Here is a 22,969-nt window from a genome sequence, read left to right as displayed (position 1 = left end):
GAAGGGTCCTCAGGGCATGGGGAGAAAGCGCAGGCGCGGTTCACGCGGCGCCAGACTGGCGTCGCCCGGACCGACAGGCTCGGGCAGCGCGCCGCCGCCCAGGGCCAGCAGCAGGTCGGCCTGCGCACTGAGCGAGGCCGCGCGCACCTGCTGTTGCTGGAGCTGGCGCTGGAACAGGACGGGTTGGGTTTCCAGCACTGCGTCGAAGCCGGTGAGGCCGCGCTGCTGGGCCAGCAGCGCGAGGTCGCAGGTCTTCTGCGCGGCCGCCACGGCTTCGGCGGCGAGTTCCTGCTGCTGTTGCAGCGACTTGATCCGCACCAGGGCATCGGCCACCTGTTGCAGCGCGCCGATCAACGTCTGGTTGTAGTGCTCCACCGCCAGGTCGTACTCGGCGGCGGCGGCGCCCAACTGGCCACGGCGCAGCCCGCCATCGAACACCGGCAGGCTGAGGGCCGGGCCGAGGTTGTAGGTGAGCTTGTCGTAGCGCAGGAAATCCAGCACGCCGCCCTGGGTGGCATTGGTGCCGATACCGCCCAGCAGGTTGATGTTGGGGTAGAAGCCCGCCTTGGTAACCTCGATGCCGCGCGCCTGCACCGCCACTTTCCAGCGACTGGCGACCAGGTCGGGCCGGCGCCCGAGCAATTCCAGCGGCAGCTGTGCGGGAAGGCTGGGCAGGCGATGCAGATCAAGGGTCGGTCGTTGCAGGCGCTCACCCTCCCCCGGCCCCTTGCCGGCCAGGGCGGCGAGCTGGTTGCGGGTGAGCGCGATGGATTCGTTCAACGAATCGATCTGCCGATGGGTTTCCGGCAAGGGCGCCTCGGCGCGGCTGACTTCCAACCGCGTGCCGATGCCGTCCCGCAATCGCTGCTCAGCCAGACGCAGGATGTGTTCCTGCTGTGCAAGGCTGGCTTGTGCGACGTCTTTTTCTCCGTGCAGCAGCGCCAGGCGGATGTAGCTGCGCACCAGGTTGCCCTGAAGCTCCAGCGCCGCCAGGCGTTCCTCGGCCACCGCCACCCGGACCTCGTCCAGCGCCTGGTGACTGCGGCTGCGCTCGCGCCCCCAGAGGTCGAGGTCATAGGAAAAGCCCAGCAGGCTGGTGTTATTCCAGCTAGTGGTGCGGGCGAGTTCACCGGGGCCGTAGAAGTAGTCGTCGGGCCAGCGCTTGCGTTGCAGGTTGGCGTCGAGGTTCACCTGCGGCTGCTCGGCCGACTCCACCACCCCGGCCAGGGCGCGGGCTTTGCGCACACGGGCGGCGGCAACGGCCAGGCTGGGGCTGCCAGCCAGGGCCTGCGCCATCCAGGCGTCCAGCTGCGGGTCGCCATAGACGCGCCACCATTGGGCGCTGGGCCAGGCGGCGTCACGTTCGGCGCGGCGAATGGCCGAACCGGGGTCCAGTCGGGCGGCGTCCAGGCGTTCGGCCTGGGGGGCGATGCCCTGACTGTCGATACAAGCGCAGAGGAGCGAAACAACGGCGAACAGACTGGCGCGGGCGACGCCGGGCCAAGGATTGCGGTGCACTGCGGCATATCCTGAATGCTGGGTAGCCAGGCACGGGGCCTGGATCGGCGGCGATTCTAGGCCCGGCCATCGAGCACGATAAGGCGACGGATAGATGAAGGATTGTGTACTGAATCAGCCATAATCCCGGACACACTTCGTGACAAAATTCGCCCTCCCTTCCGGGCCAGGACCCTCCATGGACATCCTCTTCAACATGCGCGCCTTCGTTTGCGTGGCGGAGACCGGCAGCTTCACTGCCGCTGCCCAGCGCATGGACCTCACCACGTCCTACATCTCCCGCGCCGTCGCCACCCTCGAAACCCACCTGCGCACCCGCCTGCTGCACCGCACCACCCGCCGCATCGCCCTGACCGAAGCCGGCCAGCGCTACCTGCTGCGCTGCGAGCAGATCCTCGGCTACATCGAGGAAGCCGAAGCGGAAGCCAGCGAGGCCCATGCGCGGCCGGTGGGCAACCTGAAGGTGCATGCCATGACCGGCATCGGCCAGCACTACCTGATCAAGGCCATCGCCCAGTACAGCGAGAAGTACCCGGACGTGAGCTTCGACCTGACCCTGGCCAATCGCACCACCGATATCCTCGACGAGGGCTACGACATTTCCGTGGTGATCGCCCAGGAGCTGCCGGATTCGGGTTTCATCTCCAAGCAGCTGGGCACCACCTACAGCGTGCTCTGCGCGTCCCCCGGCTACATCGAGAAGCACGGTGCGCCGCGCCTGCCCTCGGAGCTCTCGAAGCACCGCTGCCTGCGCCTGGTGAACAACGTGATGTCCCTGGACAAATGGCTGTTCGACGGCCCGGACGGCCAGGAGATGGTCAGCGTCAACCAGACGCCCTTCCAGGTGAACACCGCCGACGCCATGACCGAGGCGATCAAGGCCGGCATCGGTGTCGGCGTGCTGCCGGTGTACTCGGCCATCAGCGGCCTCAAGGACGGCAGCCTGGTGCGCGTGCTGCCCCATTACAGCCTCTTCCCGCTGGGCATCTACGCGCTCTACCCGTCGCGGCAATTCCTCGATGCCAAAATCCGCACCTGGGTGGAATTTCTCCGCGAGTTCGTCCCGGAACGGGTCGAGGCCGATGAGAGAGCGGTGGCGGAGTTCAGTCTGAAGTTGGGTGCGCACGGGTAGCACCCTTGTGGGGGCCAATTCATTGGCTATGCCTGCTTTAGCTGTTGCAGCGATTAATGGAGCGCTTTAGCACAGGACTTCCAAGCCTTCTCGCTTGCTGACACTGCCCTCACCCCCGCCCCTCTCCCAGAGGGCGAGGGGTGACTCGCGCCAGCGAGGCTTGAGCCATCCTGAAGCCGCTGTAGTGGGTATTCAAAAGGCACTGATGACGAGCGAGGTCTGTAGTGGTCAAGTTTTGGTGGACACCTCTCCGCTACCTCCTCCAACCATGCCGCCAGCCCCAGGGCCTCCTTGCAACAGCCACGGGGCCAACGGCGATCAACCAGTACCCGCTATGGCTGGTGTGGGCAGCTTCATAGACGCGCTTGCACAGGATCATCTGCCCCCTCGACCCTTGAGCTGGGCGTCCTGCACCGGTAACGTGGCCGCTCCCTGAAGGAGACCCGTGATGCGCCTTGCCCGCCCCCTGCTGTTCAGCCTCTTGCCCTTGTTCGGCGCGTGCCAGATGTTCGCCGAAAAAGCCCCCGCCCCTGCCACCAACCTGGTGCGCCTGCAGGGTGAGCTGAGCGTAGACGCCGGCCAGGTGATGTTCAGCCCCTGTGGCGAGAAACGCCGTTTTACGCTGGTGGACAGCGGCGCCACCGGGTTGCTGCCTGAGGCGGCCAACCTCTCTGCGGATGGCCCAGGCACACTGTTCGCGGACATTCGCGCCAGTATGGGATCGACCAGCGTGCAAGGCGCCGACGGCCAGTTGGCCCTGCATACTCTCTACCGCCTGCAGCGCGAAGGTCATGGCTGCGAAGACCTCAACTTCAAGCGCCTGCTGTTGCGCGCCAGCGGCCATGAGCCGGACTGGAGTATCAGCGTCAGCGGCAAGGGCCTTGTGCTCGACCGCCCCGGCCAACCCTCCCTGGCCCTGCCCTACATGGAAGAACAGCTGCCAGACGGTCGCTTCAACCTGTCCAGCGAGGCCAACGGTCAGCGCCTGGAGCTCTGGGTGGCGCCGCAACGCTGCGTCGACAGCATGAGCGGCGCGGTTCAGCACCTGACCGCCGAGCTTCGCCTGGACGGCGAACCGCAGCGTGGCTGTGCGTCTTTCGGCGGCGCCCGCAACGACTGAGGCCGTGCAGCGACTCCTCGCTTGTCCTTCATCGCTAAGCTGAATGAAGGACAACCGGAAAGGAGAACACCATGCTGCGTATCGCCCTGAATGGATATGGGCGCATCGGTCGCGCGCTGGTTCGTGCGCTGTTCGAGCGGGGTCTCGACCAGCGCCTGCGCGTCGAAGCCATCAACGACCTCGGTGACTTCGAGTCACTCGCCCACCTCACCCGCTTCGACTCCACGTTCGGCCGCTTCCCCGGCCATGTCGCACTGCACGACGAACGCCTGCAAGTGAACAACCAGATCATCCACCTGCTGCGCGAACGCGACCCCGTGAACCTGCCGTGGAACCAACTGGGCGTAGACCTCGTGCTGGAATGCTCGGGCAAGATGAAGAAGCGCGCGCAGGTAGAGCGGCACCTGACCGCCGGCGCGCCGCGGGTACTGTTATCCCACCCGCTGGACAGTGCTGACCTGACGGTGGTTTACGGGGTCAACCACGAGCAGTTGGGCAGTCAGCAGATCGTCTCGAACGCCTCCTGCACGACCAATTGCCTGGCACCGCTGGCCATGCTGCTGCACCGCGAGGTGGGTATCCGCAGCGGCCTGGTGACCACGGTGCACGCCTACACCAACGACCAGAGCCTGCTCGATAAAAGCCACGGCGACCTGTACCGGGCGCGCGCGGCGGCCGTGTCGATGATTCCCACCAGCACCGGCGCGGCCAAGGCCATCGGCCTGGTCCTTCCGGAACTGGCCGGCCGCCTGGATGGCCTGGCGGTGCGCGTGCCGACGCCGAACGTGTCGCTGCTGGACCTTACGTTCATTGCCGAACGCCTAACCAGCCGCGAGGCAATCAATGCCGCCCTGGAGGCCGGCGCGCGCGAGTTGCTGCCAGGGGTGATGGAGTGCAACGTGCTGCCACTGGTGTCCAGCGACTTCAATGGCTACCCGACTTCCTGCGTGGTGGACCTCAATCACACCCGCGTACAGGGTGACCCGGTGAAGGTGCTGGCCTGGTACGACAACGAATGGGCCTTCGCCAACCGTATGCTGGATGTGGTGCTCGCCTGGCTGAATCCCTAGGCTGCGTACGGATAGTGTCTGCGCATCGGTGATGCTGCGTTGAAGGCGGCCTCGAGCGCGAGTCCGATCAGAATGCTCATTTACAACGCGTAAACTGCGCTTCTTCGGCCGACTGATTCGCTGGCGCTCACCCTTCGGGCCAGCCTTCGGCTGTTACTCCCGATGGTCGTTGCGCCTTGCCTGACCTTCGCTCGACGACTTTTCGTACACAACCTGGCTTGGGGTCCAGGGACAGCGCGTGGTGCGGAGTGAGCCGTTGGGCCGGCGGGCCGGATGGTCAACGGTCGACACCTCGCAAAGGCCAGCCGTGCGCTTGCGGCTGTTCAAGGCAATCAATCCAGCACGCCGGCCGGCGTCGGGGATGTGCTTCTCCATTGGCTCAGCGCCACCCCGGCAAAGACCAGGCCGGCGGCGAGCATCTGCATGCTGTTCAGGCGCTCACCGAGCAGCCCCCAGGCGAAGACCAGGGTGAACACCGGGATCAGGTTGATGAATCCCGTGGCCTGGCTGGCCGGCAGGCGCGATACGCCGAAGTTGTAAAGGCCGTAGGCGCCCACCGTGACCACGGTGCCGAGGTAGATCATGGCACCGATACCCAGCGGGCTGACGGATTCCGGCAACGGCGAGGTGACCCAAGCCAGGGGCAGGAAGAAAACGCTGCCGATGAACGCCTGCAGGGCAGTAAGAAGGAATGCCGAATAACGCGACGACAGGTGTTTGAGCAGCAGGGTGTAGCCGGTGGCGCAAAGCATCGCGAGGAACTCATAGAAGTTGCCCAACAGTGGCTGCGGCGCATGGCCGTCGGACTCACTGGCCAGGCTCAGCCAGACCGCGCCAACCACGGCGAGGAGGAAACCGGCCAAGGTGCTGCGGGTGATGCGTTCATGCAGCAGCGCGTAGGCGCCCACCGCCACCAGCAGCGGCAATAGCGCGGTAATCATCCCGGCCTGGGAAGCGCTGGTGTACTGCAGCGCCAGCGCTTCGAAGATGAAGTAGAGGCAGGGCTCGCAAGCGGCCAGGCCGAGCAGGTACTTCCAGTCACCGGGGCGATAGTCGAGGGCTCCGCGCCAACGCCAGGCTGCCAGGAAGACCAGACTCCCCAGGGCCATTCGGGCGAAGATCACCCAGTGCGGGGCGACTTCCTGGAAGGCCAGTTTGAGGGCGATGAAGGAGCTGCCCCAGAGCGCCATGGCCAGCACCAGGCAGGCCACCGCCACCAGTCGACCTTGCTGCGCCATGCTTCACCTCCGGAGGAAAAGCGCCAGTCTAGGCGGCCGCTCGCAATGCCAGACAGGCACAGCAAGCAGGAGAAACTGTAGCGCTCACTGGTTCCATGGCTTGCCACGAGTCTTCTGGTCCAGGGGCAACTGCTGCAGGACCGCGGCCTTGGCCAGCATGTAGGCGCTGACCGGGGCGCTGATGAAGAGGAACAGGCTGATCAGCAGTTCGTGCAGGCTCAATCCATCAGCATCGGCAGAGAAGAACACCAGCGACCCAACCACCACGCCGCCCACACCCAGGGTGGTGGCCTTGGTCGGGCCATGCAGTCGCATGAAGAAGTCCGGCAGGCGATACAGGCCGAAGGCGCCAATCAGCACGAAGGCACTGCCGAGCAGCAGCAGCGCCGATACGAGTATTTCCGCCCAGAGGGACAAGGGTTCGCCACTCATTCGATGATGTCTCCGCGCAGCATGTACTTGGCCACTGCCACGGTGCTGACGAAGCCGAGCACCGCGATTAGCAGGGCCACTTCGAAGAACAGGTCGCTGCCCTTCCAGATGCCATAGAGCATCAGCAAGGCAATGGCGTTGATGTAGAGGGTGTCCAGTGCCAGCACGCGATCCGGCAGGCAGGGCCCCTTGATGAGCCGGGCCAGGGCCAGCAACAACGCCAGGCCGAGCATGGCCAGGCAAAGCGGTATCACGTAGGCGAGCATGGGAAGATCTCCATCAGCGGCGCCTCGTAGCGCGACTTGATCTCGGCCACCATGGCCGCCTTGTCCGGCACATCGAGGCCATGCACCAGCAGGGTCCGGCGATCGGCACTGAGGTCGGCCGCCAGCGAACCCGGCGTCAGGGACACCACGCTCACCAGCACACTGATGGCCACTTCGTTGTCCAGCTCGATGGGCACCTCGACGAAAGCCGGACGCAGTGCCTCGACGCGCCCCAGTGTCAGCCGCGCCACCTGGAAGTTGGCCACCAGCACGTCACCCATCACCATCAGCAGGAAACGCATCAGCTTGAGCGGGTGCCAGCGCTTGGGCCGCTCGATCAGCAGCGGCTGGAAAAAGAATGGAATCAGCCAGCCGAGGAAGGCGCCCAGCAGCCAGTGGCCGAAGGCGAAGGAATCCACCAGCAGCAACCATACGAACAGCAGCAACAGGCTCTCGGCGGGATGAGGGAAGAGTCGACGCATCATGCTCCGGCCTCCTCGAGAATCGCGCTATAGAGGTTCAGGTCGTGCAACTGCAGAGCGCTGGCCTGAACGTAATCCATCAGCGGCTGGGCAAAGGCGACCAGCACCAGGCTGCCAGCCAGCAGCAGCAGGGTGGCAAACAGCCGGCCACTATCCAGTTCGGCACTGCCGAGCACCTGATGGCCGGTGCGCCAGAACAGGGTGCTACCCGCGCGGCTCAAGGCCACCAGGCTGACGAATCCACCGATCAACAGCACGCTCCATAACGGCAGCGCCCCACTGCCCGGCAGCACGGCCTGGAGCAGCAAGAGTTTGGCGAAGAAACCCGACAACGGCGGCAAGCCAGCTACGGCGATCGCGCCGAAGAAGAAGGCCGCCCCCAGGATGCCCGGATTCTGCAGCGCCGGGCCCTGGACGAGGTTGCCGGCCTTGGCGCCACGCTGGCGGCTGACCAGGTCGGCGAGGAGGAACAGCGCCCCCGCCACCCAGGTGCTGTGCAGCAGATAGAAGAGTGCCGCGCCCTGCGCTTCGGGCGTGCCCAGGGCAATGGCGGCCAGCAGGGTACCGGCGGACACCACCACCAGGTAGGCCAACAGTCCTTGCAGGGTGGTAGCGGCCAGCGCACCCAGGGCACCGAGGATCACCGTGGCCAACGCCAGTGGCCAGAGCCAGGGCTGGGCCAGGTTGGCCAGCTCGCCGGCACCGGGGCCGAATACCAGGCTGTAGACGCGCAGGATGGAGTAGATGCCAACCTTGGTCATGATTGCGAACAGTGCAGCCACCGGCGCGCTGGCCGCGGCATAAGCACGCGGTAGCCAGAAGTACAGCGGCAGCAGCGCCGCCTTGAGAGCAAAGACCAGCAGCAGTACCAGCCCCGCGGCGGCCAGGACCGGGGTGTTCTCCGGCCCGGCAGCGGCCACTTGGCGAGCCATGTCGGCCATGTTCAAGGTGCCAGTGATGCCATAGAGGGCGCCCACCGCAATCAGGAACAGCGCCGAACCGGCGAGGTTGAGGATCACGTAGTGCATCCCTGCCCTCACTCGCTCGCCACCGCCGCCGTGCAGCAGCAGCGAGTAAGAGGCAATCAGCAGGATCTCGAAGAACACGAACAGATTGAACAGATCGCCAGTCAGGAAGGCTCCGTTGATCCCCAGCAACTGGAACTGGAACAGCGCATGAAATCGCAGGCCGATGCGGTCATCGCCACGCACGGCGTAAAGCACCGCGGCGCTGGCCAGCACGGCGGTGGCCAGCAGCATCAGCGCAGCCAGGCGGTCGAGCATCAACACGATGCCGAACGGCGGCTGCCAACTGCCGAGCGTGTAGACGCGCAACTGGCCATCGTCGGCCTGTTGCATCAGCAGCAGCGCCAGCGGCACCAGGGCCAGGGTGGCGAATGCAGAGAGGCTGCGCTTCAAACGCTCATTGGACGGCAGCACCAGCAGCAGCGCGCCGGTGAACAGGGGAATCAGGATGGGCAGGATCGTCAGATGAATCATGGCGCCGACTCCTCGTCGGTGCGACCGTCGACGTGATCGCTGCCCAGATCGCCAACGCCGCGAAGGGCCAGCACCACCACGAAGGCGGTCATGGCGAAGCCGATGACGATTGCGGTTAGCACCAGGGCCTGGGGAACCGGGTCGGCGTACTGCACGTCACGCCCAAGCACCGCCGCCTCACCGACCAGGCGACCCATCGCGAAGAGGAACAGGTTGACGGCATAGGACAGCAGGGTCAGCCCTATGACCACGGGAAAGGTCCGGCCCCGCAGCAGCAGGTAGACACCACTGGTGGTAAGCAGGCCGAGGGTTACGGCGAACAGCGCCTCCATCAGTGAATCTCCTTGATCGCTGCAGGCGCCAGGCTCACCCGCCCCAGGTTGACCAGCACCAGCAGGGTGGCACCGACAACGGTCAGATAGACACCCAGGTCGAACAGCATGGCGGTGGCCAGTTCGAATTCTCCAACCAGCGGCAGTTCGAAATGACCGAAGGCGGACGTGAGGAAATTGCGCCCGAAGAACCAGCTGCCGAGGCCAGTGAGGGCGGCGATCAGTACACCTGTGCCAGCCATGCGCTGGTAATCCAGTGACATGCGTTGTTCCACCCAGGCGATGCCGCTGGCGATGTACTGCAGCACCAACGCCACGGCGGTGACCAGCCCGGCGATGAAACCACCGCCCGGCAGGTTGTGCCCGCGCAGGAAGATGAACACCGAGATCAGCAGCGCCAGCGGCAGCAGTAGGCGCGACAGGGTTTCGAGGATCAGCGGGTGCTTGGCGTGAGCCCACCGACGTCCCTGGGGATCACAGGTGGGGTTGGTCAGGTGCAAGCCCGAGAGCATGGCGAAGATGCCCACGGCGGCAATAGCCAGGACGGTGATCTCGCCCAGCGTGTCGAAGCCGCGGAAATCCACCAGTATCACGTTGACGACGTTGGTGCCGCCTCCTCCGGACACACTGTTGGCCAGGAAGTACCCGGCAATACCGTCATAAGGACGTGTCAGCACGGCGTAGGCCAGCAACGCCACCATCACCCCAACGCCGCAGGCCAGAACGAAGTCGCGCAGGCCGCGCAGGCTGGAGCTTTCGCCCGGTGTTCTGGATGGCAGGTAATAGAGCGCCAGTATCAGCAGTACGAGTGTCACAACTTCTACGACCAGCTGGGTCAGGGCCAGATCCGGGGCGGAAAAGCGGGCGAAAGCCAAGGCGACCAGCAGACCGGCCACGCCGAGAACCATCAGCGAAATCAACCGCTGGCGATGGAAGATCGCCGTCAACACGCCCGAGGCGGCCAGCACCACAAGCCCCAGGGCGGTAATGCCATCCAGCGGAGTCAGTGGACGCGCACCGGCTATCTGAGGCAGCGGCGCCAGGGAAAGCGCCACCAGCACCACAGCGCTGCCCAGCAACCAGGCCAGGTAGCGTTGCAGCGAGCCGTTTTCCAGGTAGCCGGTAATCCAGCGGGCGACCCGGGTGACATGCTGCACCTGCTGTTCGAACACCTCCTTGGCGTCGGTGTCGGGCAGATCGGCATACCAACGGAACAATGGTTTGCGCAACACGTAGACGAGCACGCCGCCGACCAGCGCCACCAGACTCATGGCCAGCGGCAGGTTGAATCCATGCCAGATCGCCAGGTCGTACTCCGGCAGCGTGCCACCGAGACTCGCGGAGGCAGCAGCGGCCAGCAACGGCGCCACTGTGTAGCCCGGCAGCATGCCAACCACCAGGCAGAGAAACACCAGGATTTCCACCGGAACCTTCATGTAGCGCGGAGGTTCGTGGGGCGGGAATTTGGGCAGGGCCGCCGGCTCGCCATTGAAGAACACGTCATGGACGAAGCGCAGCGAATAGGCCACCGAGAATACCCCGGCCAGGGTCGCTGCCGCCGGCACCACCCAACTGAAGCTGCCCAGCAGGTCCTGCTGCAGGGTTTCGCCGAAGAACATTTCCTTGCTGAGGAAGCCGTTGAGCAACGGCACACCAGCCATTGCGAGCGACGCCACCATCGCCAGCACGGCCGTGTGCGGCAGGTACTTCCACAGCCCGTTTATCAGTCGCATATCGCGGCTGCCGGTTTCGTGATCGATGATCCCTGCCGCCATGAAGAGCGAGGCCTTGAACGTGGCATGGTTGATGATGTGGAACACCGCCGCGACGTTGGACAACGACGAGTCGAGGCCGAACAACAGGGTGATCAGGCCCAGGTGGCTGATGGTCGAGTAGGCCAGCAAGCCCTTGAGGTCATGCTGGAACAGGGCCATGCCGGCACCGAACAGCAATGTCGCCAAGCCGCTCAGGCTGACCAGATAGAACCAGAGGTCGGAGCCGGCCAACGCGGGGTAGAGGCGCGCCAGCAGGAACACCCCGGCCTTCACCATGGTGGCCGAGTGCAGGTAGGCCGACACCGGCGTGGGTGCCGCCATGGCGTGGGGCAGCCAGAAATGGAACGGGAACTGCGCGGACTTGGTAAACACGCCCAGCAGCACCAGGACCAGGGCCACCGGGTAGAGGCTGTGGGCGCGGATCTGCTCACCCGCGGCGAGCACCTGAGTCAGTTCGAAGCTACCCGCGATGTGCCCCACCAGCAGCACCCCGGCGAACAACGCCAGGCCACCGCCACCTGTCACCGCCAGGGCCATGCGCGCGCCTTTACGCGCGTCGGAGCGATAGCCCCAGAAGCCGATCAGCAGGAACGACGACAAACTGGTCAGTTCCCAGAACACCAGCATCAGCAGCAGGTTCTCGGACAGCACCACGCCGAGCATCGCGCCCATGAACAGCAACAGGAAAGCGAAGAAGCGCCCCATGGGCTCTTCCTTCGACAGGTAATAGCGGGCGTAGAGGATGACCAGCAGGCCGATGCCGAGAATCAGCAGGGCGAACAGGTAGCCCAGACCGTCAAGGCGCAAGCTGAAACTGAGGCCGAACCCCGGCAGCCAGGGTTGGACGAATGTCAGGGTGTGGCCGGCGAAGACGCTGTCGGTCTGGGCCAGCAGCAGAATGAGGCCGGTCAGTGGCACCAGCGCGGCAACACCCGCGCACACGGAACGGCCAAGGCGCTCGGCCAGTGGTGGAAATAGCGCCCCGAGAAAAGGCAGCGCGACAATGAGCGCCAGGATCATCCATATCTCCCCTAGGTCAGCGCCATTTCCTTCCAAGTTACGGAAATGGCAAGCGAAAAACCCAGCGATTATCCATTACTATCGATTCGCCGCGATAGATTGAATTATTTCAAAACGCTAGCAATGCCGGAAAGCGCCCAGACCAGAAGGCGACAGGCCAATGGCACTGTCGCCTTCTTTTTTCGGGACTTGACAGGAACGAACAAGCTGTCCCGATTGGGACAGCTTAGCTTCAGTGGGCGACGCGGCTGGTGCCGTTGACCGTCAAGATTCGCACGCGCTCGCCAACGCGGAAGATTTCGTTGGGCTGGACTTCCTGGACATAGGCACGCATCGAGCCATCGTCTTCACGTACGGTGATTTCTACACCCTGGGTACGGGTAATGCCTTCTTCAGCCGCAGCACCCAACAGGCCACCCGCGACTGCGCCAATCACCGCTGCAACCGCGCTGCCGCGGCCACCGCCGATGGTGCTGCCGCCAATGCCGCCGACCACCGCACCGGCACCGGCGCCGATGGGCGTCTTGGTACCTTCGATCTTCACCGGGCGCAGGGATTCGATCATGCCCATGCGCACGGTCTGCACTTGCCGGGCCTCGTCACGGGAATAGGTGTCACCGGTCAGGCTCGACTGACAGCCACCCAATGCCAGTGCCACTGCCGTGAAAGAGGCGACCAGCAGGACGGGTTTACGCATAGCATTTCCTCCAGGATTGAGTACCTATCCATTAGACTCCGCGCCGCGGAGGCTGTCACTCGAACAGGCAAACTACTCAGGGTTCGTTCAGCCGGAATTCAGTTTTCTGACAGCAGCCTGGGAATATTCCCAAGCCCCATGTAACCCAAGGTTAGCCCATGGACTACTTCATCATCGTGATCACCACCGCCGCCGGGCTGTACTTCCATTGGTGGCTCTATGTGCGCATCAAGCGCTGGATGGATCGCGACCTCGCATTGTCCCTGGCTGAAGGCGACAAGGCCAAGCAGGCCTTTATGCTGGAGCAACTGGCGCTGGCGCGTGAGGCCGGTATCAAGCGGCGCCAGCTTCCGGATTGGCTGCGCCAGGCGGCCGATCGCTACCAGGCGCAGGACTGAGCCTGTTCAGGGGGCCAGGCGCTCACGCACCCAGGCACCGTCGACAAGTCGATAGTTGAGGCGGTCGTGCAGGCGACTTGGCCGCCCCTGCCAGAACTCGATGCGCTCAGGTAGCAGGCGATAGCCGCCCCAATGCGGCGGACAACTGGGCGCCGTGTCGAGGAAACGTTGTTCAGTCTGCGCCAACAGTGACTCAAGCTCGACACGATCGGTGATCACCCGGCTCTGCGGCGAAGCCCAGGCCCCCAGACGGCTACCCAGCGGGCGCACCTGGTAATAGGCGTCGGATTCAGCCGGAGTCACCCGCTCTACCCTTCCCTCGATGCGCACCTGGCGCTCCAGGGCCGGCCAGAAAAAGGTCATGGCAGCGAAGGGGTTGGCCGAGAGCTGCTCGCCCTTGGCGCTATCGTAATTGCTGAAGAAGGTGAAGCCACGCTCATCCAGGCCCTTGAGCAGCAACACTCGGCAATGAGGTCGGGCTTCGGCATCCACCGTGGCGAGGGTCATGGCATTGGGCTCGACTGGCAGTTGCTCGGTCTTCACCGCATCGCCGAACCAGCTCTGGAACAGGCTGAAAGGCTCGGCGGGAGCCTGCTCCTCGCTGAGCCCGTCACGGGTGTAGTCACGGCGCATATCGGCCAGGGTCTGGGTCATGATTGGCGGTCCTGTGTCCGGAAAGCCAATAGCTTACCCAAGCCTGGCCTACTTGGTTTGATCTGCCGCAACTACCTGCTCGGCCTTGCCCGACTGCTCCGGCTTGGCCGGCGTGTTGTACTGGGCGAGCAGCGCAACCAGTGTGGCTTGCGGCGTCAGGACCATCTCGACACGACGATTGAGCGAACGACCTTGCTGGCTGTCATTGGCCGCGCGCGGCATATCCGAACCCAGTCCCTTGAGGGAGAGGCGATCACGCTGCAGGCCGCTCAGGCGGAAGATTGCGGCCACGGACTGGGCACGCTCCTGACTGATCTTGCGGTTGGTCTCATCCTTGCCGGAGGTATCGGCGTGGCCGAGCACCAGCACCGCGGTCTTGGGATCACCTTCCACCAGCTTGGCCACTCTGGTAATCGGGCCCAGGGTAATGGGCAGGAGCATGCTCGGGCGATCCGGATTGAACGATGGGTCCACCGGCAGGATCACCACCAGCACGTTCTCGCGGCGCTCCACCTCCAGCTTGCTGTCTTTCGCGGCTGCACGCAGGCGCGGTTCGTACTGGTCGAGCCATGCCTGGGTGGCCTTGACGTCCACCTTGGCCACCTTCGGTGCCTTGGCTTTTGCATCACCGCCAAACGGCCACCACCCGTGGCTGGCAGAAGCAACCTTCTCGGGTTGGGCGGGGGCTTCGGCCTTCTGGGGGCCAAGCATGCTGCAGCCGGACGCAGATATGCAGAGGATCAAGGTGGAGATCTTGAACAGCTTCATGGGCAGGATTCCGTAGTCGCTGAAGGCCGCACGCCAACACCGGGGTGATGGCGATTTAATTTCACAATCTGGCTTAAATTCTGGCGGCAAGCCTTTAATCAGCAAAGAAAAAAACAGTCTATCTGACGAGTGGCTCAGCCCAGGCAGTCCTTGACCACCCGCGCCAGCTTCTGCGCGCGAGGGTCCATCAGCACATAGGGGCCGAGAGTATTGGTGACGAAGCCGAACGCCAGTTCGCGCTCCGGATCAGCGAAGCCGGTGGAGCCACCCGCACCGGGATGGCCGAAGGCGTAACGGCCCAGGCCGTAAGTGGCGTTGGCCACGTCCGGCTGGTCGAGCATGCAGCCGAGGCCGAAACGGGTGGCAGTCAGCAGGGTCAGGTCTTCGCCCTGGCTGTGTTCCCGAGTCAGCTCGGAGAGCAATTCCGAGTCCAGCAACTGACCGTCCAGCAAGGCGGCGTAGAAGCCAGCCAAGCTGCGCGCATTGCCGTGGCCATTGGCCGCCGGCTGCTGCATGCGCCGCCATTCCGGCTTGTTGGTGCTGGTCATGATGGACGGGGGATTGGTGAAGGCGCGGGTACTGAGTGAATTCGGCTCGGTCATCATGCACTTGAGCAGCCGCTGCGCTGCCGCGTCGCCCAGGTTGCCCTTGGCGCGGGCGATGTGGGCCACGCGGTGGAATTCCTCATCAGCCAGGCCGATGTGGAAATCCAGTCCCAAGGGTTTGGCGACACGCGCCACGATGGATTCCCCCGGACCACGGCCATCGGCACGACGAATCAGCTCGCCTACCAGCCAACCGTAGGTGATGGGTGCATAACCGTGTGCTTGTCCCGGCGTCCACCAGGGCTCTTCAGCAGCCAGGGCGGCGGTCATCGCGTCCCAGTCGTAGAGTGCTTCAGCCGGCAGCGCCGTTCGAATCGCCGGCAAGCCGGAGCGATGACAGAGCAGCTGACGCACACTGATGCCTTCCTTGCCGGCGGCGGCGAACTCGGGCCAATAGCGCGCCACTGGGGCGTCCAGGTCCAGTTTGCCCTCCCCTACCAACTGCAGCAGGGTCACTGACGCAAAGGTCTTGGTGCAAGAGAACAGGTTGAGGATTGTGTCGCTGTGCCAGGCTTCCTGGCCATCCTTGTCGGCCACACCTGCCCAGACGTCGAGTACCGTCTCCCCCCCCACCTGCACACAAAGGGCGGCACCGCGCTCCTGCGGGTCAGCGAAGAGTTCGGCGAACGCGTCTCTCGCCGCCTCGAAGCGCAAGTCGAAATAGCCCTGGGTCTGCACCGGGTTGCTCCTGAAAAACTAATGGAGGCGTCATTGTTCCAGCCTTGCCGCCCCTTGTGAATCGTGCCGAAGACGGGTCGCCCATCAGGGCTTCCCGGCTTCCTCCTGCTGGGGCGCCGCCGGCTGGGCGGGCTCCTCGGCCTTGGGTTGATCCGCCGGTGCGTCCTTGGGTTGACTGGCCTCTTTCACTGGCGCGGCCGGTTTCTGCGTTGCCGCAGGCTTGGCCGGCTCCTTCGGCTCTACCAGCTTGTTGATATCAGCTGCCAGGCCCAGGTTGGCCCTGCGCACTGCATCGACAAATCCCTGCCAGGGACGGTCGGTGATGGCGACGAGCCCCAGGTGACCGTTCTCGCCATCGAGCAGGCGACCTGTAGCAGGCTGATCGAGGTACTGGAACCAGTGAGCGCCGACAATCAGCGGTTCCTCGGCGGCCTTTTTCAGGTAGTTGGCATAGGCCGCGCCGCGTTCTTCTTCCTTGTAGACCTCCGAAACGCCACCCCAGAACGGGCCGCGGTCACGGGAGCCGAAGTGGAATTCGGTGATCATCAGCGGCTTGTCCAGACGACGCAGCAGGTCCATGTCCAGGCCATGCTGCGGCTCGCGGGTGTAGCGGTTGAAACTGATGACATCGCAGTACTGCGCGCAGGACTCGATGGCCTCAGGCACGGTGGCAGCGAAGCGCCCCCCCAGCAGCATGTGATTGGGCGCATGCCACTTCATCGAGTCGGCGATGGTCTTGAAGTAGGTGTCGGCATAGAAGCGCTGGAAACGCTGGAAGTCTTCCTCGATGGCCGGGTGCTCGGGATTCGGCAACGGCGGTTCGAAACCCGGGTCCTCCATCAGCTCCCATGCTTGCAGCTCGATGCCCCAGGCCTTGGAGAGACCCGCCTGATTGCGGTACTTGTCGCGCAATTGCTTGAGGAAGGCGCGTTTGGCGGGCACGTCGGTGGTCAGGCGCAGGGTGCCATAGGCCAGGGCGTAGCGGGCTTTCGGGTCTTCACCGTGGCCGCCCCAAGCCAGTTCGTTATCGGCAAAGAAGCCAAGCAGCCAGGGGTCGTCACGGTGGTCCCGGGCGGCAATGGCAATGGCTCGCTCCGCCGCCATGGCAAAGCGCGGGTCGAAGGGATCGGGCATGCCGCCCCACCAATCGAAACCGGTCTTGATGGTGGCGTAGTCACCATGAATGGAGAGCGGCAAGGTGTAGGGCATGCGCTGGCTGTTGTTGAAGGCCGGATCACTCCAGTTGCCGACAGTATTGAAGCCCCAGGCCTTGAGACGGTCGAGACTGTGGCTGATCCAACGCTGAGGATCATTGCCGCCATAGGTGCGCTCGACGTTCGCGCCATAGAAATCGTACCAACGCCCCTGGTTGAAGGCGCGGCCCTTGTTGGCGTCGGTTTCGGCGCGGTCGTCCCCCTTGCCGAAGTGAGTGGCGAGGGGCTCGTTGTCCTTGGGCAGCGCCTTGAACATGGCTTCGCGGCCCTCGACGTAGGTCTGACTCAGGCCGGGGGTCACCGCGTTCACGCCCAGGGAGAAGAACGGATGGCCTTCCGGCGTCACCAGAAACCAGCGGCCATTGCGCTTCTCCGGCCGGAAAAAGCCGCTGGCTTCGAAGGTTTCACCGCCCAGCCAACCGCCATAGACATCCTGCTGCGGAAGCTTGGCCGTCCAGCCGGCGAGTTGCTTCGCCTCGTCCTCGGCGCCCTTCTTCAGTTGCTCGTCATTCTTCACCTTGCCCGGCCAATCAGCGCGGGCGTACTGGCCATAGGCGTCCATCAGGCCGTCATAGAGGGCATCCTGCTGGTCGTCCTCCACCGTGCCGAAGCGTCCAAGCAGCACGTTCTGGGCGGCGTTCGGCTGGTTCAGGGAAAGGGTCACGGACGCGACCTTGCTGCGATCCAACTCACCATTGACCAACGTGGCAGGCAGCGAGCGCTGGCCGTCGCGGGTCCAGGGCACTGGAGGTGCTGCGCGCATGCCATGGGCATTGGGCGAAGTGGCGGTCAGGGGCACCAGCAGGGTCTGCGCCGGGCCGGCCGGCAGCGCCACCTGGGTGGTCAGGACCTTGCCGTCGGTGCTCTCGATGGCAACGTCCAGGGTGATCGCCCAGTCTTGCGCACTCTGGATACGCAGGCTCATGGCCTCAGCCTTGGACCAGTCCCAGCTGCCGCTCTGCGGAGTCAGGCGCAGGCTGGGCTTCTCGGCGACGTTGAAAGTGAGCCGGCGCAGGATCTCACCATCGGCGGTCGATTCGGCGGTGACGCTCGGCAGGCTGGCGTCCTGGGTGGTCACCTGCACGGCGTCCAGCGGACGGACAAAATTGAACAGGGTCTCTGCCTGGGCAGCCAGGGGGATTCCCGACAGCCCGAGAAGGATGGCCAGCACAAGGGGGTGTTTGGATGTCGAAAGCATCGGACCGGAGTTCCCAAGAGAATGCAGTGCATAGACCGCAGTAAGTTCGTCTCTCGCCATGGGTGCGACAATACGAAGCGGGCGAGGCGGATGCCACGGGGCACCCGCAAAACCCCGGCATCATCGCAGATGGGGGGAGCACAGCGTCAAGGGCGCGCTGTCGAGCTCAGAGCGCTCAGGCGATCTCGCGACGAAACGGCGGCAAGGCATCCAGGATGGCGCGACCGTAACGCTGGGTGACCACTCGACGATCCAGCAGGGTGATAGTGCCGCGGTCTGCCTCGGTACGCAGCAGTCGACCGCATGCCTGTACCAGGCGCAACGAGGCATCGGGCACGGCGATCTCCATGAAGGGGTTGCCGCCTCGAGCCTCGATCCAGTCGGACAGCGCCGCTTCCACCGGATCGTCCGGCACGGCGAAGGGAATCTTGGCGATCACCACGTGCTCGCAATAGGCGCCCGGCAAGTCGACGCCCTCGGCGAAGCTGGCCAAGCCGAAGAGCACGCTGGGCTCGCCATCGTCCACCCGAGCCTTGTGTTTGTTCAGCGTTTCCTGCTTGGACAGGTTGCCCTGGATCAGCACGCGCTTTCGCCAGTCACGCTCAAGGCCTTCGAACACGTCCTGCATCTGCCGGCGCGAGGCGAACAGCACCAGGGTGCCGCGCGCACCCTCTACCAGGCCAGGCAGCTCACGGACGATAGCCGCGGTGTGGACAGCGGCATCGCGGGGGTCGGCCTTGAGATCAGGCACCCGCAGCAAACCGGCATCGGCATGATGGAACGGGCTCGGCACAACGGCGGTGACGGCAACCTTGGGCAGCCCGGCGCGCATGCGGAAGCGGTCGAATTTGCCCAGGGCGGTCAGGGTGGCGGAGGTTACCAAGGCACCGTAGGCCACGTTCCACAGGTTTCGACGCAGGGTCTCCGCCGCCAGGATCGGGCTGGCGTTGACCTCGATATCATGCAATGCACCGCTCTCGGCCAGAGTCAGCCAGCGCGCCATCGGCGGGCTGTCTTCCGGGTCTTCGGCGGTGAAGGCGGTCCACAGCTCCCAGTTGCCCTGGGCGCGGGATAGCAAGCTGCCGAACAGCGGATACCACTCCTCGGCCTGGTGGCTGGCGATGCCGATGCTGGCTTCACCGTCCATGGCTTCCTTGAGCAGTTCGGTGAGCCGCGTAAAGACGTCGTGCAGCCTGGAGAAGCCCTTCTTCAACTCGATGCCCAGTTCCCGCAGGTGCTCGGGTACGACGCCAGCCTCGAATCGGTGCCGCGGGCGGTCGCGACCTTCCATGTCCTCACCGGCACGGAAGTCGGCGATTTCCTCGCAGGCGTTGAACATGAACTGCTGGTGGGTACGGATCTCCCGCGCCAGTTCCGGCAGGCCTTCCATCAGGCGGCCGAAGTCACCCGGCAAGGGGTTCTGCGCCAACAGCTTGGTCAGGTTCTTGGCTACTTGCTCCAGCCAGTCGGCGGTGGAGCGCAGGCGGGTGTAATGGGCGAAGTGGCCAATGGCCTTGTCCGGCAGGTGGTGGCCTTCGTCGAATACATAAAGCGTGTCGCGCGGGTCCGGCAGCACGGCACCGCCGCCCAGGGCCAGGTCCGCCAGCACCATGTCGTGGTTGGTGACGATCACATCCACCTTGGTCATGCCTTCCCGCGCCTTATAGAAGGCGCATTGCTGAAAGTTCGGGCAATGGCGCTTGGTGCATTGGCTATGGTCAGTGGTGACACGGGCCCAATCCGGGTCCTCGATGGCTTCAGGCCAGGAATCGCGATCACCGTCCCAGCGATTGCCGGCGAGGCGCTCGATCATCTGGTTGAGCAGCTTCTGGCCCTTCTCATCGACGTCGATCCTGAAACCTTCGTCTTCGAACAACTGCGCCGTGGCGCTCTGCGCCTGGCCTTCCTGGAGCAGCATGTCGAGCTTGGACAGGCAGAGGTAGCGACCACGGCCCTTGGCCAGGGCGAAGCTGAAGTTGAGGCCGCTGTTGCGCATCAGGTCGGGCAGGTCCTTGTGGACGATCTGCTCCTGCAGGGCCACGGTGGCGGTGGCAATCACCAGGCGCTTGCCCGCAGCCTTGGCGGCAGGAATGGTCGCCAGGCTGTAGGCCACCGTCTTGCCGGTACCCGTCCCCGCCTCCACCGCTACCACGGCGGGCTCGCCCTCGCGATGCCCTTCGTCGTCGACGGGGATAGCGCCCAGCACCTTGGCCACCTCGGCGATCATCAGGCGCTGGCCATAGCGGGCCTTGAGCCCCTTGGCTTCGAGAAAACGGCTGTAGGCGCCCTGGATCTGGGACTTGAGTTCGGTGCTGAGCATGGACAGTGATGAAGGCGGGAGCTGGATAAATTTTCAGTACTTTAACAGGGCAGCTATGATAGCGCGCCTTATTTTGCCCGCCGAATGGAGTTCACCGGATGACTGCCCACGCTGCCCTTTATGCCCTGCACCTGCTGGCCGCCCTGATCTGGGTCGGCGGCATGTTTTTCGCCTGGATGATATTGCGGCCATCCGCCGTCACCACCCTGGAGCCCCCAGCCCGGCTACGCCTGTGGCTGGAAGTGTTCCGCCGCTTCTTCCAATGGGTATGGCCGGCGGTACTGGTACTGCCCTTTACCGGGGTCGGTATGCTGCACCTGTCGTACGCCAGCATGGAAGCGGCGCCGCGCTACGTGCACATGATGATCGGTTTGTACGTGGCGATGCTGGCGCTGTTCCTGCGGGTCAGCGCCCTGCTGCTGCCGCAGCTGCGCACGGCGGTGAATGCCGAGAACTGGCCGGAGGGTGGTGCGGTGCTGGGTCGCATCCGCCGGGTGGTGGGGTTCAATCTGCTGATCGGGCTGGCGCTGGTGACGATTGTCGCCATCCGCCCCAGCTTCTGAATTCCGGCGCACGTCCCTGTGCGCCATCTCTCGTTCAGAAACGTACGACCTTGAGGCTGCCAGTGGCGCCGGCAGCACCGGGGTGGCCGGACTGCCCGGCGCGTCCACTCCTGGCGCCGTCAGCCTTGTACAGCAGACAGCCCTTGCTGGCACCGCCATGCCCACCCGCGCCCCCTTCGCCCGGCGCACCACCGGCGCCGCCTTCCAGTCGGACGCGCACCTGCTCCACCGGGAAGGTTTCAGGCACTTCCAGACGCACCTGGCCACCGGCGCCACCCGTTTCACCATTCTCGCCGGGCTGGCCATCCCAGCCACGCTCTGCCTGGCCCCACAGACAACCGGCCGCATCTCCATTGGCGCCATCCAGCCCCGGACGACCGGGCGCGCCTATGCCGCCACGCACGTCCAGGGTGATCTCGTCCACTCGGACATCCACCAGGCGCAAATCGAGGTTACGGCCAGCGCTGGCCGGCCTGTTCATGCTGCCGGCCGCACCCGATGCCGTGATATGGCTACCCGTACCGATCTCTCCTCGCTGCACTTCCAGGCGGAACGCCTGCGCGGATGGTGCGATGCCGAGACGCGCGTCACGCCCCATGCGCAGTTCACCGATCTTCAGTTCGGTGACACCGGCCGGGATCAGCAGCGTAGCGTGGTCGGCAACCTCGACCTGATCGAGGCTGAGACTGCCTACTCTCTGCGGTAGCTTGAGGAAGTTGTGGGCATCCACTTTCACCTGGCCCTGGGCCAAAGCCATCGGCGCGACAAGGGCCGCCAGCAGGCAAAACTTACGCATGAACGGCCTCCTTGGCGGCGTGACGTGGAATGCTGAGCAGGTGAAAAACTCCGAACAGGAGCAGTTGCATGCGATCCAGCCAGGGACTGGCTCGGCCACGAAGCAGCGAATTGAACAGCATGATTTCCAGCAGGTGTACCAGGATCAACAACCCCCCAGCACCGTTTAGCAGCATCTCGAACGGCCTGGCGAAAGGTGAGATCAGATTGGCAATCACCACCAGCCAGAACAACAGGGCAACCAGCTTGCCCAGCCCCATGATTAGACGCATGCCTTCCCCCTAGCATTGTTTTAGTTTTGCGGAACATACGCCGAAGGCCGGCGGCGCACCAGAGCGTCGCCGGGATAAGCGTGGGGCTGGGGCCGGCCCCTAGGTTTCGGGCGTAAGCGTCATTCAGCGATCAACATGGATTTCCACCCTGCGATTCTGCGCACGTCCGGCATCCGTTCCGTTGTCTGCCACCGGCCGGCTTTCGCCCATGCCCTCAGCCGTCAACTTGCCGGCCGGTACGCCCTCGCTCGCCAGGAAGTCCGCCACACTCTGTGCCCGGCGCTCGGACAATCCCTGGTTGTAAGCGTCGGACCCGGTGCTGTCGGTGTGGCCTACCACCTTGACGCTAAGCAGATTGGCACCGGTCAGGCGGTTGGCAATGGCCACCAGTTGCTCCTTGGCTGTGGAGGTCAGCTCGGCGGAATCGAACGCGAAGAGCACATTGCCCATGTCGCTGAGAACGATCACTTCATCCTGGGGTGGCGGGGCTTCGACAGGCGCTTGCGGGTAGGTCCGTTCCGGGCAACCGCGAGAGTCGACAGTCAAACCGGATGGTGTGTTTGGGCAATTGTCACGGCGATCGAAAACGCCGTCGCCATCGGCATCGCCATCCTGGGCATAACAGATGAGTCCACCGGCAATCGCGCCCGCTGCGGCACCGCCGGCTGCCCATGCGGAACTCTCGATGGCACCCAGGCCACCGCCCACCAGGCCGCCGATCAGACTACAGATTGGCCAATTCCCCTGATTCAACGCCGCACTGCCGTCACTGGACGTAGAGGCGCAACCAGACAGGAAACTGCTGACCAGAAGAACGGAAATCGCAACCCGGGGAAGCTGCTTGCCCATGATGATTCTCCTGTGCCACCGGCCAAACCGGTAACACAGGAGTAAAGACCCGGAGACCGCGGCGCACAAGGCGT

23 protein-coding genes are annotated in these 22,969 nt (G+C 64.4%); 5 read left to right on the top strand and 18 right to left on the bottom strand.

What is annotated here, in order from left to right:
* Nucleotides 1-9: 9 nt before the first annotated feature.
* Nucleotides 10-1,518, bottom strand: a complete 1,509-nt coding sequence (locus AAHM40_RS08595) for an efflux transporter outer membrane subunit (RefSeq protein WP_446731549.1) — start codon at nucleotides 1,516-1,518, stop codon at nucleotides 10-12.
* A 178-nt stretch (nucleotides 1,519-1,696) separates the two neighbouring features.
* Between AAHM40_RS08595 and AAHM40_RS08590 the strand changes: the two genes are divergently transcribed.
* On the top strand, nucleotides 1,697-2,650 hold the full coding sequence (locus tag AAHM40_RS08590) for a LysR family transcriptional regulator (protein ID WP_342244255.1): 954 nt from the start codon (nucleotides 1,697-1,699) through the stop codon (nucleotides 2,648-2,650).
* A gap of 53 nt (nucleotides 2,651-2,703) precedes the next feature.
* Here the strand turns inward: AAHM40_RS08590 and AAHM40_RS27220 are convergent, their stop codons facing one another.
* Nucleotides 2,704-2,976 carry a hypothetical protein gene (locus tag AAHM40_RS27220; protein ID WP_446731552.1) on the bottom strand — a complete coding sequence of 91 codons (273 nt, stop codon included), beginning with the start codon at nucleotides 2,974-2,976 and terminating at the stop codon, nucleotides 2,704-2,706.
* Between the two features lie 122 nt (nucleotides 2,977-3,098).
* On the opposite strand from AAHM40_RS27220, the gene AAHM40_RS08585 reads away from it, so the two are divergent.
* Together AAHM40_RS08585 and gap are read left to right on the top strand one after the other, a co-directional pair.
* On the top strand, nucleotides 3,099-3,770 hold the full coding sequence (locus tag AAHM40_RS08585; RefSeq protein ID WP_342244254.1) for a COG3650 family protein: 672 nt from the start codon (nucleotides 3,099-3,101) through the stop codon (nucleotides 3,768-3,770).
* Nucleotides 3,771-3,841: 71 nt separating this feature from the next.
* Nucleotides 3,842-4,840: a type I glyceraldehyde-3-phosphate dehydrogenase gene (gene gap / locus AAHM40_RS08580; RefSeq protein WP_342244253.1), complete on the top strand. Its 999-nt coding sequence runs from the start codon at nucleotides 3,842-3,844 to the stop codon at nucleotides 4,838-4,840.
* A gap of 332 nt (nucleotides 4,841-5,172) precedes the next feature.
* Here gap and AAHM40_RS08575 read toward each other — a convergent pair whose 3' ends face one another.
* From AAHM40_RS08575 to AAHM40_RS08540, 8 genes are all read right to left on the bottom strand, one after another.
* Nucleotides 5,173-6,078 carry a DMT family transporter gene (locus AAHM40_RS08575; RefSeq protein ID WP_342244252.1) on the bottom strand — a complete coding sequence of 302 codons (906 nt, stop codon included), beginning with the start codon at nucleotides 6,076-6,078 and terminating at the stop codon, nucleotides 5,173-5,175.
* Nucleotides 6,079-6,162: 84 nt separating this feature from the next.
* Nucleotides 6,163-6,510, bottom strand: coding sequence for a Na+/H+ antiporter subunit G (locus AAHM40_RS08570; RefSeq protein WP_342244251.1), 348 nt, complete (start codon nucleotides 6,508-6,510; stop codon nucleotides 6,163-6,165).
* Nucleotides 6,507-6,776 carry a K+/H+ antiporter subunit F gene (locus AAHM40_RS08565; RefSeq protein ID WP_028631008.1) on the bottom strand — a complete coding sequence of 90 codons (270 nt, stop codon included), beginning with the start codon at nucleotides 6,774-6,776 and terminating at the stop codon, nucleotides 6,507-6,509. Before AAHM40_RS08565 ends, AAHM40_RS08570 begins: the two co-directional genes overlap by 4 nt.
* Nucleotides 6,761-7,261, bottom strand: coding sequence for a Na+/H+ antiporter subunit E (locus AAHM40_RS08560; RefSeq protein ID WP_342244250.1), 501 nt, complete (start codon nucleotides 7,259-7,261; stop codon nucleotides 6,761-6,763). The genes AAHM40_RS08565 and AAHM40_RS08560 overlap by 16 nt, the downstream gene beginning before the upstream one ends.
* Nucleotides 7,258-8,757 carry a monovalent cation/H+ antiporter subunit D gene (locus AAHM40_RS08555; protein ID WP_342244249.1) on the bottom strand — a complete coding sequence of 500 codons (1,500 nt, stop codon included), beginning with the start codon at nucleotides 8,755-8,757 and terminating at the stop codon, nucleotides 7,258-7,260. The genes AAHM40_RS08560 and AAHM40_RS08555 overlap by 4 nt, the downstream gene beginning before the upstream one ends.
* The gene (locus tag AAHM40_RS08550; RefSeq protein WP_342244248.1) at nucleotides 8,754-9,089 is read right to left on the bottom strand and encodes a Na+/H+ antiporter subunit C; all 336 of its coding nucleotides are present in this window, start codon (nucleotides 9,087-9,089) and stop codon (nucleotides 8,754-8,756) included. The genes AAHM40_RS08555 and AAHM40_RS08550 overlap by 4 nt, the downstream gene beginning before the upstream one ends.
* Nucleotides 9,089-11,884 carry a monovalent cation/H+ antiporter subunit A gene (locus AAHM40_RS08545; protein WP_342244247.1) on the bottom strand — a complete coding sequence of 932 codons (2,796 nt, stop codon included), beginning with the start codon at nucleotides 11,882-11,884 and terminating at the stop codon, nucleotides 9,089-9,091. The genes AAHM40_RS08550 and AAHM40_RS08545 overlap by 1 nt, the downstream gene beginning before the upstream one ends.
* A gap of 232 nt (nucleotides 11,885-12,116) precedes the next feature.
* Nucleotides 12,117-12,581, bottom strand: a complete 465-nt coding sequence (locus AAHM40_RS08540; RefSeq protein ID WP_028631013.1) for a glycine zipper 2TM domain-containing protein — start codon at nucleotides 12,579-12,581, stop codon at nucleotides 12,117-12,119.
* A gap of 158 nt (nucleotides 12,582-12,739) precedes the next feature.
* Between AAHM40_RS08540 and AAHM40_RS08535 the strand changes: the two genes are divergently transcribed.
* A complete protein-coding gene (locus AAHM40_RS08535) occupies nucleotides 12,740-12,979 on the top strand; it encodes a hypothetical protein (RefSeq protein ID WP_280283369.1) in 240 nt (79 codons plus the stop codon).
* A gap of 6 nt (nucleotides 12,980-12,985) precedes the next feature.
* Here the strand turns inward: AAHM40_RS08535 and pdxH are convergent, their stop codons facing one another.
* From pdxH to dinG, 5 genes are all read right to left on the bottom strand, one after another.
* Nucleotides 12,986-13,633 (bottom strand): pyridoxamine 5'-phosphate oxidase, encoded by a 648-nt coding sequence (gene pdxH, locus AAHM40_RS08530; protein WP_342244246.1) that lies wholly within the window; start codon nucleotides 13,631-13,633, stop codon nucleotides 12,986-12,988.
* Between the two features lie 48 nt (nucleotides 13,634-13,681).
* Nucleotides 13,682-14,401 carry an OmpA family protein gene (locus AAHM40_RS08525; RefSeq protein WP_342244245.1) on the bottom strand — a complete coding sequence of 240 codons (720 nt, stop codon included), beginning with the start codon at nucleotides 14,399-14,401 and terminating at the stop codon, nucleotides 13,682-13,684.
* A gap of 134 nt (nucleotides 14,402-14,535) precedes the next feature.
* On the bottom strand, nucleotides 14,536-15,684 hold the full coding sequence (locus AAHM40_RS08520) for a serine hydrolase domain-containing protein (RefSeq protein ID WP_342244244.1): 1,149 nt from the start codon (nucleotides 15,682-15,684) through the stop codon (nucleotides 14,536-14,538).
* 84 nt (nucleotides 15,685-15,768) lie between these two features.
* Complete coding sequence (locus tag AAHM40_RS08515) at nucleotides 15,769-18,096, bottom strand: beta-galactosidase (RefSeq protein WP_342244243.1); 2,328 nt, start codon at nucleotides 18,094-18,096, stop codon at nucleotides 15,769-15,771.
* A gap of 175 nt (nucleotides 18,097-18,271) precedes the next feature.
* Nucleotides 18,272-20,416, bottom strand: a complete 2,145-nt coding sequence (gene dinG / locus AAHM40_RS08510; protein ID WP_342244242.1) for an ATP-dependent DNA helicase DinG — start codon at nucleotides 20,414-20,416, stop codon at nucleotides 18,272-18,274.
* Nucleotides 20,417-20,514: 98 nt separating this feature from the next.
* Between dinG and AAHM40_RS08505 the strand changes: the two genes are divergently transcribed.
* On the top strand, nucleotides 20,515-20,979 hold the full coding sequence (locus AAHM40_RS08505; RefSeq protein WP_342244241.1) for a CopD family protein: 465 nt from the start codon (nucleotides 20,515-20,517) through the stop codon (nucleotides 20,977-20,979).
* A 34-nt stretch (nucleotides 20,980-21,013) separates the two neighbouring features.
* On the opposite strand, the gene AAHM40_RS08500 is transcribed toward AAHM40_RS08505, so the two are convergent.
* The 3 genes from AAHM40_RS08500 to AAHM40_RS08490 form a co-directional block, all read right to left on the bottom strand.
* Nucleotides 21,014-21,775 (bottom strand): collagen-like protein, encoded by a 762-nt coding sequence (locus tag AAHM40_RS08500; protein WP_342244240.1) that lies wholly within the window; start codon nucleotides 21,773-21,775, stop codon nucleotides 21,014-21,016.
* Nucleotides 21,768-22,046: a DUF1145 domain-containing protein gene (locus tag AAHM40_RS08495; protein WP_342244239.1), complete on the bottom strand. Its 279-nt coding sequence runs from the start codon at nucleotides 22,044-22,046 to the stop codon at nucleotides 21,768-21,770. The genes AAHM40_RS08500 and AAHM40_RS08495 overlap by 8 nt, the downstream gene beginning before the upstream one ends.
* 123 nt (nucleotides 22,047-22,169) lie before the next feature.
* The gene (locus AAHM40_RS08490) at nucleotides 22,170-22,895 is read right to left on the bottom strand and encodes an OmpA family protein (protein WP_342244238.1); all 726 of its coding nucleotides are present in this window, start codon (nucleotides 22,893-22,895) and stop codon (nucleotides 22,170-22,172) included.
* Nucleotides 22,896-22,969 lie beyond the last annotated feature (74 nt).

Origin of the sequence: Pseudomonas sp. OTU5201, assembly GCF_038440135.1 — a bacterium.
In the GTDB taxonomy this organism is placed as follows: Bacteria; Pseudomonadota; Gammaproteobacteria; order Pseudomonadales; family Pseudomonadaceae; genus Metapseudomonas; species Metapseudomonas resinovorans.
This window is presented reverse-complemented; position numbering and strand designations above follow the sequence as displayed.

Excerpts from the sequence above, each read along its gene's own strand:
- AAHM40_RS08590 (WP_342244255.1), top strand. The coding sequence starts at position 1,697 with ATGGACATCCTCTTCAACATGCGCGCCTTCGTTTGCGTGGCGGAGACC.
- AAHM40_RS08585 (WP_342244254.1), top strand. The coding sequence starts at position 3,099 with ATGCGCCTTGCCCGCCCCCTGCTGTTCAGCCTCTTGCCCTTGTTCGGC.
- gap (WP_342244253.1), top strand. The coding sequence starts at position 3,842 with ATGCTGCGTATCGCCCTGAATGGATATGGGCGCATCGGTCGCGCGCTG.
- AAHM40_RS08575 (WP_342244252.1), bottom strand. The coding sequence starts at position 6,078 with ATGGCGCAGCAAGGTCGACTGGTGGCGGTGGCCTGCCTGGTGCTGGCC.
- AAHM40_RS08570 (WP_342244251.1), bottom strand. The coding sequence starts at position 6,510 with ATGAGTGGCGAACCCTTGTCCCTCTGGGCGGAAATACTCGTATCGGCG.
- AAHM40_RS08565 (WP_028631008.1), bottom strand. The coding sequence starts at position 6,776 with ATGCTCGCCTACGTGATACCGCTTTGCCTGGCCATGCTCGGCCTGGCG.
- AAHM40_RS08560 (WP_342244250.1), bottom strand. The coding sequence starts at position 7,261 with ATGATGCGTCGACTCTTCCCTCATCCCGCCGAGAGCCTGTTGCTGCTG.
- AAHM40_RS08555 (WP_342244249.1), bottom strand. The coding sequence starts at position 8,757 with ATGATTCATCTGACGATCCTGCCCATCCTGATTCCCCTGTTCACCGGC.
- AAHM40_RS08550 (WP_342244248.1), bottom strand. The coding sequence starts at position 9,089 with ATGGAGGCGCTGTTCGCCGTAACCCTCGGCCTGCTTACCACCAGTGGT.
- AAHM40_RS08545 (WP_342244247.1), bottom strand. The coding sequence starts at position 11,884 with ATGATCCTGGCGCTCATTGTCGCGCTGCCTTTTCTCGGGGCGCTATTT.
- AAHM40_RS08540 (WP_028631013.1), bottom strand. The coding sequence starts at position 12,581 with ATGCGTAAACCCGTCCTGCTGGTCGCCTCTTTCACGGCAGTGGCACTG.
- AAHM40_RS08535 (WP_280283369.1), top strand. The coding sequence starts at position 12,740 with ATGGACTACTTCATCATCGTGATCACCACCGCCGCCGGGCTGTACTTC.
- pdxH (WP_342244246.1), bottom strand. The coding sequence starts at position 13,633 with ATGACCCAGACCCTGGCCGATATGCGCCGTGACTACACCCGTGACGGG.
- AAHM40_RS08525 (WP_342244245.1), bottom strand. The coding sequence starts at position 14,401 with ATGAAGCTGTTCAAGATCTCCACCTTGATCCTCTGCATATCTGCGTCC.
- AAHM40_RS08515 (WP_342244243.1), bottom strand. The coding sequence starts at position 18,096 with ATGCTTTCGACATCCAAACACCCCCTTGTGCTGGCCATCCTTCTCGGG.
- dinG (WP_342244242.1), bottom strand. The coding sequence starts at position 20,416 with ATGCTCAGCACCGAACTCAAGTCCCAGATCCAGGGCGCCTACAGCCGT.
- AAHM40_RS08505 (WP_342244241.1), top strand. The coding sequence starts at position 20,515 with ATGACTGCCCACGCTGCCCTTTATGCCCTGCACCTGCTGGCCGCCCTG.
- AAHM40_RS08500 (WP_342244240.1), bottom strand. The coding sequence starts at position 21,775 with ATGCGTAAGTTTTGCCTGCTGGCGGCCCTTGTCGCGCCGATGGCTTTG.
- AAHM40_RS08495 (WP_342244239.1), bottom strand. The coding sequence starts at position 22,046 with ATGCGTCTAATCATGGGGCTGGGCAAGCTGGTTGCCCTGTTGTTCTGG.
- AAHM40_RS08490 (WP_342244238.1), bottom strand. The coding sequence starts at position 22,895 with ATGGGCAAGCAGCTTCCCCGGGTTGCGATTTCCGTTCTTCTGGTCAGC.